Origin of the sequence: Acidisphaera rubrifaciens HS-AP3, assembly GCF_000964365.1 — a bacterium.
In the GTDB taxonomy this organism is placed as follows: Bacteria; Pseudomonadota; Alphaproteobacteria; order Acetobacterales; family Acetobacteraceae; genus Acidisphaera; species Acidisphaera rubrifaciens.
Genome location: NZ_BANB01000141.1, coordinates 1 through 9,509, shown reverse-complemented (window position 1 = coordinate 9,509; position 9,509 = coordinate 1). Strand labels below are relative to the sequence as shown.

8 protein-coding genes are annotated in these 9,509 nt (G+C 70.4%); 4 read left to right on the top strand and 4 right to left on the bottom strand.

The features are described 5' to 3' along the window. A partial coding sequence (locus B8460_RS21650) for a hypothetical protein (RefSeq protein WP_199445554.1) occupies positions 1 to 253 on the top strand: 253 nt, incomplete at its 5' end. Here the strand turns inward: B8460_RS21650 and B8460_RS05300 are convergent. From B8460_RS05300 to trxB, 4 genes are all read right to left on the bottom strand, one after another. Beyond that, the gene (locus B8460_RS05300) at positions 186 to 1,475 is read right to left on the bottom strand and encodes an efflux RND transporter periplasmic adaptor subunit (RefSeq protein WP_084623255.1); all 1,290 of its coding nucleotides are present in this window, start codon (positions 1,473 to 1,475) and stop codon (positions 186 to 188) included. The genes B8460_RS21650 and B8460_RS05300 overlap by 68 nt on opposite strands. After that, a complete protein-coding gene (locus B8460_RS05295; protein WP_048860536.1) occupies positions 1,472 to 4,672 on the bottom strand; it encodes an efflux RND transporter permease subunit in 3,201 nt (1,066 codons plus the stop codon). Before B8460_RS05295 ends, B8460_RS05300 begins: the two co-directional genes overlap by 4 nt. Positions 4,673 to 4,880: 208 nt before the next feature. Further along, complete coding sequence (locus tag B8460_RS05290; protein WP_048860535.1) at positions 4,881 to 5,765, bottom strand: LysR family transcriptional regulator; 885 nt, start codon at positions 5,763 to 5,765, stop codon at positions 4,881 to 4,883. A 46-nt stretch (positions 5,766 to 5,811) separates the two neighbouring features. Continuing rightward, positions 5,812 to 6,780: a thioredoxin-disulfide reductase gene (trxB, locus tag B8460_RS05285; protein ID WP_048860534.1), complete on the bottom strand. Its 969-nt coding sequence runs from the start codon at positions 6,778 to 6,780 to the stop codon at positions 5,812 to 5,814. Positions 6,781 to 6,946: 166 nt separating this feature from the next. Here trxB and B8460_RS05280 point away from each other — a divergent pair, with 166 nt between their 5' ends. The 3 genes from B8460_RS05280 to B8460_RS05270 form a co-directional block, all read left to right on the top strand. Further along, positions 6,947 to 7,432, top strand: coding sequence for an Lrp/AsnC family transcriptional regulator (locus B8460_RS05280; RefSeq protein WP_084623254.1), 486 nt, complete (start codon positions 6,947 to 6,949; stop codon positions 7,430 to 7,432). A gap of 10 nt (positions 7,433 to 7,442) precedes the next feature. After that, a complete protein-coding gene (locus B8460_RS05275; protein WP_048860532.1) occupies positions 7,443 to 8,618 on the top strand; it encodes a glycosyltransferase in 1,176 nt (391 codons plus the stop codon). Beyond that, positions 8,573 to 9,509 (top strand): glycosyltransferase family 39 protein (locus tag B8460_RS05270; protein ID WP_148360369.1); only part of this gene is annotated, 937 nt, incomplete at its 3' end. The genes B8460_RS05275 and B8460_RS05270, both read left to right, overlap by 46 nt.

Here is a 9,509-nt window from a genome sequence, read left to right as displayed (position 1 = left end):
CCGCGCGCTGGACGCGCCCGCCCGCCTCGCCTGGCTCGATGCGGTGCGGACGGCGGCGGCGGCGCGCGGCATCGGCTGGGCGCTGTGGGGTTACGAGGACGTGATGGGCTTCGGCCTCGGCGTGCCGCCGCCACCCCGGCCGGTGCTCGACGCCGGGACGGTCGCCGCGCTCGGCCTCGCGGCGATCAGCCGTGCTGGCGCGTCGCCTCGACCGTCACCGCCTGTCCGTCGCGCAAATCGGTCGGCGGACTGAGGGCGATCGTCTCGCCGCCGTCGAGGCCGCTGTTCAGCTCGACCGCCGTGCCGAAATCGCGCCGGATCGTGACCGGGCGGAACTGCACGTGCCCGTCCGCGCCGATCACCGCGACCCGCAGGCCGGAGGCGTTGAACAGCACGGCCTCGGCCGGCACCACGACGCCCGGACGGGTGCGCGGGATCTGGAACGTCACGTCCAGATAGACGCCGGGGTGCAGCAGATGCTCGGTGTTGTCGACGTCCACCTGCACCAGCAGCGTCCGCGTCGCGGGATCGAGCGCGACGGCGGTGCGCGCGACCCGGCCATGGAACGGATGGTCCGGCATCTCCTGCATCACCGCGCTCGCCGGCAGCCCGTCGCGCAGCCCGACCGCGCCGCTCTGCGGCACATAGGTCTGCACGCGGATCACGTCGTCGCGCTGGACCACGAACATCGGCCGCCCCGAGCCGGCATCGGCGGTGACGAGGTCGCCGACATCGACGGTGCGCGAGGTCACGACCCCGTCGAAGGGCGCCGTCACCTGCTCGTAGCCGGTCAGCTCGCGCAGCCGGTCCACCGTCGCCTGCTGCGCCTTGACGTTCGCCTCGGCGACAGTCACGCCCGCCAGCGCCGATTCGACGCCGGCCGCGTTGACGCCCAGGTTCGCGGTCGTGTTGTCCGCGCTCTGCCGCGGCTCCCAGCCCTGGTTGGCGAGCGTGGTGGTGCGGTAATTCGTCACGCCCGCGAGTTTCAGGTTGGCGCGCGCCTGATCGACGCCCGCGCGGGCCTGCACCAGCGCAGCCTGCGTCTGGCCAAGGGTCGCCACCGCCTGTGCCAGCTGCGCGTCGAGATCGGGGGCGGCGATGCGGACCAGAAGATCGCCCTTGTGGACGCGGCTGCCGAAATCGACCCGCCGCTCGGCGATGTAGCCGGTGGCGCGGGCATAGATGTTGGCCTGGTCGAAGGCCAGCGTGGTGCCCGGCAGGGTCAGCTTCGTGGGCGTATCGACCCGCTTGGCGACGGTGGTGCGCAGGGTCGGGCGGAAATCGACCTCCTGCTGCTGTGCCTGCGTCGCCCGCTCGCCGCGCTGCAGGTGCACCCAGACGCCGAGGCCCACGAGCCCGCCGATCAGCAGCACGACCGCGACGAACAGCGGCACGAAGCGTCCCCGGCGGGCGCGTGTCGGCGAGACCCGTGTGCGTGTCTCCGGCTGGGGCGGGCGGGGCAGCATCTCGTTCATGGCGCGCTCTTCAGCTCGTCGGAGGACAGATAGTCGGCCGGCGGGTGGGCGGGTCCGCGTCGCAGGACGCTATATAGGAACGGCACGAACAGCAGGGTCGAACAGGTGCCGAAGGCGATCCCGCCCATCACCGCCCGCGCCAGCGCCGCGTTCTGCTCGCTGCCGTCGCCGAGGCCGAGCGACATCGGGATCAGGCCCACGAACATGGCCCCGGCGGTCATCAGCACCGGCCGCACCCGCTCCAGCCCCGCCTCGATGGCGGCGTCGATCGCGCTGGCCCCGGTCGCCTCACGGTGCTCACGGGCGAACGTCACCAGCAGGATGGAGTTCGCCGAGGCGACGCCCACCGACATGATGGCACCCATCAGCGACGGGATCGAGAACGCCGTGCCGGTCACGAACAGGCCGAGCGTGATGCCGCAGAAGGCGATCGGCAGCGCCAGCAGCACCACCAGCGGGTCGCCCCAGCTCTGGAAATTGACCGCCATCAGCAGGTAGACGAACACCAGCGCCGCCGCGAGGCCGAGGCCGAGGCGGAAGAACGCGCTGTCCATGCTGGCGATCTGGCCGCGCACCACGATGCGGTTGCCGGGCTTCAGCGCGCCCTGCTCCTCGGCCACGATGCGGCGGATGTCGCGCTCGACGGAGCCGAGGTCGCGGTCCTGCGTGCTGGCATAGATGTCGAAGGTGGGGGCAACGTTGCTGTGCGTCACCACCGTCTGCTCCGGCCCGCGGGTGAAGCTGGCGACGTTGGACAGCAGGCTCGTCGCCGCGCCGCCGAAGCCCAGCAGCGGGATGTTCTGCAGTTCCTGCATGGTGTCGACGCGGTATTCCGGCGTCTGGACGGCCAGCGGATAGGGGATGCCGGTGCGGGTATCGACCCAGAAATTGGGCGTCACCTGATAGCTCGACGACAGGGCGATGTTGACGTTGTTCGCGACGGCGCTCTCCGTCAGGCCGAGTTCCTGCGCACGCTGACGGTCCACCTTCACGAAGAACTCGGGCGCGTCGAGGATCTGGTGGATATGCACGTCCACGGCGCCCCGGATCGCGCGCATCTCCTCGAAGATGCGCTTGGCGACCTGTTCGTTGCGCGCGGCGTCGCGGCCGACCACCTGCACGTCGATCGGCGCGGGGATGCCGAAGTTCAGCGTCTGCGTGATGATGTCGGACGGCTGGAAGTAGAAGATCGCGCTGGGGAACTTCTCATGCAGCACCCGCCGCAGCGTGCGCATGTAGACCGCCGTCGATCCGTGATCCTCCGCGAGGCTGATCAGGATCTGCCCGTCGTTATAGGCGACGAACGAGCCGTCGCTGTAGGCAAGGTTATAGTTGTTGGCCGGCAGGCCGATGTTGTCGATCATCAGCGCCAATTCGCGCTTCGGGATCACCTGCCGGATGGTGTCCTCGACCGCCTGGAACAGCTGCTCCGCCGTCTCGATCCGAGTGCCGGGGCGGGCGCGCACATGCAGCGTCATCTGCCCCGAATAGATCTGCGGGAAGTATTCCGATCCGGTGAACTGATACAGCACGAGGCCGCCGATCATGACGCCGACCGCGACGACGGCGGTGGCGACGCGATGGACGAGCGTCGCGCGCAACAGCGCCTCGTAGCCGCCGCGGAAGCGGGCGAACCCACGCTCGAACGCCGCGTGGAAGCGGCCGAAGACGCCGCGCGGCGGCGCATCCGCCTCGTGCGCGCCGTGCCGGTCGTCGTGTTCCTTCTTAACCAGTACGTCGATCAGGATCGGCACCAGCGTCCGCGACAGGAAATAGGACGCCAGCATGGCGAACACGACCGCCATCGCTTGCGGCGTGAACAGGTATTTCGCCGCGTCCGTCAGGAAGAACACCGCGACGAAGGCCGAGCAGATGGCCAGCGTGGAGATCAGCGCCGGCTTGGCGATGCCGGCCGCGCCCTCTACCACCGAGACGCGGAACGGCTTGCCCTGTTCCAGCAGGCGGTAGGTGTTCTCGATCGCGACCGTCGCGTCGTCCACCAGGATTCCGACCGCCAGGGCCAGCCCGCCGAGGGTGGAGATGTTGATCGTCTCGCCCAGCGCCGCCAGCACGGCGAGCGAGGTCAGCACCGACAGCGGAATCGAGACCAGCACCACCAGCGTCGCCCGCCACGAGCCGAGGAACAACAGGATCATCAGCCCGGTCAGCCCGGCCGCGATCGCGCCCTCGCGCAGCACGTCGCTGATCGCGTTGGTGACGAACACCGACTGGTCGAACAGCAGGTCGAGATGCATGTCGTGCGGTGCCGCGGCACGGATGTCGGGCATCGCCGCCTTGATGTCGTTCACGACGGTCAGGGTCGAGGCGTTGCCGTTCTTCAGCATCGTCATCAGCACCGACCGCCCGCCGTTCACGCGGACGATGTTCTGCTGCACCTGATACCCGTCGCGGACCCAGGCGACGTCGCGCAGCAGCACGGGCGTGCCGCCGGTGTATTTCACCGGGATGTTGTTCAGCGTGTCCACCAGCGCCGGCGTCGCGTTGGTGCGCACCACGTACTGCTCCGGCCCGAACTTCACGAGGCCGGAGGGGACGGTCACGTTCTGCGCCGTGACCGCGTTGGTCACGTCCATCGGCGTCAGCCCGTGCGCGGCCAGCGCCTTCATGTCCAGATCGACCATGATCTGCCGCTGCTTGCCGCCATAGGGCGCGGGCATGGTGACGCCGGGCGCCGTCACCAGCGCCTGACGCACGCGATACATGGCGTAGTCGAACAGCTGCTGCTCGCTCTCCTTCGTCGATGACAGCGCGAGCTGCACGACCGGCACCTGCGAGGCCTGATAGCGCAGCACGACCGGCGGCTGCACGCCCGGCGGCATCAGCGCCCGGATGGAGTTGACCGAGGACACCGTCTGCGCAATCGCCAGGTCGATGTTCACGTCCGGCTGGAAATACACCTTGATGACCGACGTGCCCTGCAGCGTCGTGCTCTCGAGGCTCTTGATGCCGTTGACGTTGTTGGTCAGCCCGTATTCCGAGTAGGTCGTGATCCGCTGTTCCATCTCCTTGGTGGACAGCCCGGTATAGGTCCAGATCACGTTGACGACCGGGATCGCGACGTTCGGCAATACGTCCTTGGGCGTGGTGATCGCCGCCGACCCGCCGAGGAACATCACCAGGATCGACAGGACGTAGAAGCTCACCCGGTATTTCAGCGCATACTGGACAAGACCCATCGTACCGACCTGACCGCGCGACGGCGCGCGGAGCCGGTCTCCGCGCCATGCCGCGATAATTGTGCGGGTGCGAGGAAATGACCAGACATTAATCAATGCAAGGCAGGCGTGCGCCGTGCCTATCGGTTATGCGCGCGGCGTTCAGCCCGGCAGCGAGGGGAGCGGCGGCGCGGCCCGTATCAGCGGGCCGCCTACGGCACCGGGCGGGTCACTGCATCTCCGCCAGCCGGGCCAGCAGGAAGTCGCGGAACACCGCTACACGCTTGGAATTGCGGAGTTCCTCCGGATAGACAAAGAACATGTCCACCTTCGGCGACTTCAGGTCCGGCAGCAGGCGGGTCAGTCCCTCCATCTCGTTGGCCATGTAGTCGGGCAGGGCGCCGATGCCGATGCCGGACCGGATGGCCAGCGACATCGCCTGCACGTTGTTGACCTCAAGCAGCGCGCGGCGCGGACTGCCGGCCCGCCGCCCGGCCTCGGCCAGCCAGTTGATGTCGGAAACCGGCGGGCGGTATTCGCCGAACAGGATCAACTTGTGGTTGTCGAGGTCCTCCGGCCGCTGCGGCGTGCCGTGGCGCTGGAGGTAGTCGGGCGAGGCGAGGACGATCCACTGCATCGCCATCAGGTGCCGCTGGATCAGGTCCGGCTGCTTCGGCGGGTGCATGCGGATCGCGACATCCGCCTCCCGCATCGCCAGATCGAGATCGGCGTCATCCAGCAGCAGCGTCACCGAAACGTCGGGATACTGATCGAGGAAGCCTTGCAGCCGCGGCGCGAGCCAGGCGGTGCCGAAGCCGACCGTGGTGGTGATCTTCAGCCGGCCGGCGGGCTTTTCCTTGCTCTCGGTCAGCAGCGCCTCGGTCATCGCCAGCTTGGCGAACACCTCGCGCACCGTCCGGTTGAGCGCCTCGCCCTGTTCCGTCAGGATGAGGCCGCGCGCGTGGCGGTGGAACAGCGGCACCTGCAGCGCCTCCTCCAGCGCCGAGATCTGCCGCGATACCGCCGACTGGCTGAGGTTCAGCGTGTCACCGGCATGGGTGAAGCTGCCCGCCTCGGCGACCGCGTGGAATACCCGCAGCTTGTCCCAGTCCATGCCTGCCCCACCCGTGCGGCGCGCCCGTGGCGCCGCTTTGCAAAGATCATTCGGCCGCGAGCGCCGCCGACTCGGCGGACGCCGCCAGCCACTTTTCGGCTTCCAGCGCCGCCATGCAACCAGTTCCCGCCGCCGTGACCGCCTGACGATAGATACGGTCCTGCACGTCCCCCGCCGCGAACACGCCCGCGACCGAGGTGCGGGTGCTGCCGGCCTCGGTCAGGATGTAGCCCTCGGCGTCGGTCGCGACCTGTCCGGCGAACACCGCCGTGGTCGGCGTGTGGCCGATCGCGACGAACAGCCCGTCCACGGCGACCTCGCGCCGGCTGCCGTCGCGGGTGTCGCGCAGGCGCAGGCCGGTGACCACCTCCGGCGTGCCGCCGCCCAGCACCTCGTCCACCTCGGCGTTCCAGATGACGCTGATCTTCGGATGCGCGAACAGCCGGGCCTGGAGAATCTTCTCCGCCCGCAGCCGGTCGCGGCGGTGGATCAGCGTCACGTGCTCGGCGTGGTGCGTCAGGTAAAGCGCCTCCTCCACCGCCGTATTGCCGCCGCCCACCACCGCGACGCGCTTGCCGCGATAGAAGAACCCGTCGCAGGTGGCGCAGGCCGACACGCCCGCCCCCTGCAGCCGGCGCTCGGACGCGAGGCCGAGCCAGCGCGCCTGCGCCCCCGTGGCGATGATGACCGACTCGGCCAGCCACACCGCGCCCGCGTCGGTGGTGACCCGGAACGGGCGGGCGGCGAAATCGACTTCGGTGACGAGGTCGTACTCGATCCGGGTGCCGACATGCGCCGCCTGCGCCGCCATCTGCTCCATCAGCCACGGGCCCTGGATGACCTCGGCGAAGCCCGGATAGTTCTCGACATCGGTGGTGATCGTCAGCTGCCCGCCCGGCTGGAGCCCGGCGATCAGCACCGGCTCGAGGCTGGCGCGCGCCGCGTAGATCGCCGCCGTGTAGCCCGCCGGCCCGGCGCCGATGATGAGAACCTTCGTCCTGTTCGTTTCAGACATGGGCGACCCTTGACACACGTGGCAGCCTACCTGCGACTGAGCATGCGCAGCAAGAAGCGCGTCGCCCGCGCATCCGCCGCTTGCGGACCCCTCCGTGGGTAATATAATTGCGCCGGTGAGGGAACGGCGGAAACGACTGACGGCCGCGATGCGGTCTGCACAAACGATGCGAACGCACGACACTGACAGCCAGACGCTCGACGCCGTCGACCGCATCATCCTGGCCGAACTCCAGATGGACGGCCGGATGACGAATGTCGAGTTGGCGCGGCGCGCGGATATCTCCGCCCCGCCCTGCCTGCGCCGCGTGCGCCGGCTGGAGGAGGCCGGGATCATCCGCGGCTACCACGCCGACACCGACCCGCAGAAGCTCGGCTGGCAGATCATGTTCTTCGCCATCGTCGGGCTGGAGAGTCAGAAGGAAGCCGTGCTCCAGGCGTTCGAGGCGGAGGTCGGCACCTGGCCCGAGGTGCGGGAGTGCCACATGATCCGCGGCGGCGGCGATTTCCTGCTGCGCCTCGTCGCCCGCGACACGGCGCACGAGAACCGGCTGACCGAGCAGCTCACCGGGCTCGCCGACGTCAGCCGGGTGCAGACGCTGCAGACCATCCGCACCAGCCGCAATCTGGCGGGCGTGCCGCTGGGGCGCTAAAGCCCCCGCCATGACCGTGACCCTGCGCGACGGCCAAACCCCCATCCCGGCGGCCGCATCCCCCGCGACCGCACCCCCGGCCGCCGCCCTCGACCTCTCCGTCGTGGTGCCCTGCTACAACGAGGCGGCCAATGTCGCGCCGCTGGTCGCCGCGCTGGACACGGCGCTCGCCGGTCTCGCGTGGGAAGTCATCTTCGTCGACGACAACAGCCCCGACGGCACCGCCGCCGCCGCGCGCGCGCTGGCGCAGCACGACCCGCGGGTGCGCTGCATCCGCCGCATCGGCAGGCGCGGCCTTGCCTCGGCGGTGATCGAGGGGGCGCTGGCGTCCTCCGCCGCCGCCATCGCGGTGATGGACGGCGACCTCCAGCACGACGAGACGATCCTGCCGGCTATGCTCGATGCGGTGCGGTCCGGCCGCGCCGACCTCGCGGTGGGCAGCCGCTTCGCCGCCGGCGCCGACGCGGGCGGCCTGTCCTCGCCCTGGCGCCACCGCCTGTCGGAGAGCGGCATACGGCTGGCGCAGAGCTTCCTGCCGGTGCGCCTGTCCGATCCGCTGAGCGGCTATTTCCTGCTCTCGCGCGCGCTGTTCGAGCGTCTGGCCCCGTCGCTGACCGGGCAGGGGTTCAAGATCCTGCTCGACCTCGTGCTCACCGCCGGCCCCGGCCTGCGCGTGGCCGAGGTGCCGTTCCGCTTCCGCGCCCGCGAGGCCGGCGAGAGCAAGCTCGACGTGCTGGTGCTGGTGCAGTTCGCCGGGCTGATCCTGGACCGGCTGGTGCTGCGCCGCTTCCTCGGCGGCGTCGTGCCGCTGCGCTTCATCGCCTTCGCCCTGGTGGGCGCGCTCGGCGTGCTCGTGCATCTGGCGGTGCTGGAGGCGGGGTTCGCCGGGCTGCACCTGCATTTCGAGCTGGCGCAGAGCCTCGCCACCGTCGCGGCGATGGCGTTCAACTTCGCGCTGAACAATCAGGTGACGTATCGCGACCAGCGGCTGCGCGGCCCGCGCGTCTGGTCCGGGCTGCTGCTGTTCATGCTGGTCTGCGGCATCGGCGCCATCGCCAATGTCGGCATCGCGCAGGCGCTCTATGCGCAGCACACGCCCGGCCTCGCCGCCGGCGCGACCGGTGCCGTGATCGGCGTGGTGTGGAACTACGCCGTCTCCGCCACTCTGGTCTGGCGGGCCCGCTGAGCACCACCCGCGCGGTCGCGGCCCTGGCCGTCCTGACCGTCCTGCGGCTGGTGGTCGCGGGCATGGCGCCCCTGTCGCCGGACGAGGCGTATTACTGGGTCTGGTCGCACGCGCTTTCCGCCGGCTTCCCGGACCATCCGCCGATGGTGGCGCTGTGGATACGCGCCGGCACGGCGCTGGCGGGGCAGGGGGCGCTCGGCGTGCGGCTGCTCGGCCCGCTTTCGGCCGCCATCGGCTCCGTCCTGCTGGCCGACGCGGCACCGCGCCTGCTGCCGGACCTGCGGTCCGGCGCCGGCATCGGCGCGGCGGTGGCGCTCAACGCGACGCTGATGTTCGCGGCCGGCGCCGTCATCATGACGCCGGACACGCCGCTGCTGTTCTTCTGGACGGCGGCGATCTGGGCCCTCACCCGCTTCGCCGCGCCCGGCGCGTCCGACCGGGCGCGCATCCTCTGGCTCCTCGGCGCGGGACTGGCGGTCGGGCTGGCGGCGTGCAGCAAATATACCGCCGCCTTCCTCGGCCTCGGCGCGGGCGCGTGGTTCCTGCTGGTGCCGTCGCTGCGCCCCTGGCTGCGCCGGCCCTGGCCGTGGCTCGCGGGCTTGCTGTCGGTCGCCGTCTTCTCGCCGGTGCTGTGGTGGAACGCGGCGCATGGCTGGGCGAGCCTGCTGCGTCAGGGCGGCCGGGTAGGCGAGTTCGCCCCCGCGCGGGCCGCGCAGTTCCTGGGCGAGCTGATCGCCGGGCAGCTCGGCCTCGCGACGCCGCTGCTGGCGGTGCTGTTCGCGGCGGGCCTCGTCGTCGCGCTGCGCCGCGCCTGGGGCGAGCGGGCGCCCGGCTGGACCTTGCTCGCGCTGCTGTCCTGGCCGCCGCTCGCGGTGTTCGTGGAGCACACGC

Coding starts and splice junctions, on each gene's coding strand:
- B8460_RS05300 (WP_084623255.1), bottom strand. CDS start 1,475: ATGAACGAGATGCTGCCCCGCCCGCCCCAGCCGGAGACACGCACACGG.
- B8460_RS05280 (WP_084623254.1), top strand. CDS start 6,947: ATGCGAACGCACGACACTGACAGCCAGACGCTCGACGCCGTCGACCGC.
- B8460_RS05295 (WP_048860536.1), bottom strand. CDS start 4,672: ATGGGTCTTGTCCAGTATGCGCTGAAATACCGGGTGAGCTTCTACGTC.
- B8460_RS05275 (WP_048860532.1), top strand. CDS start 7,443: ATGACCGTGACCCTGCGCGACGGCCAAACCCCCATCCCGGCGGCCGCA.
- B8460_RS05290 (WP_048860535.1), bottom strand. CDS start 5,765: ATGGACTGGGACAAGCTGCGGGTATTCCACGCGGTCGCCGAGGCGGGC.
- trxB (WP_048860534.1), bottom strand. CDS start 6,780: ATGTCTGAAACGAACAGGACGAAGGTTCTCATCATCGGCGCCGGGCCG.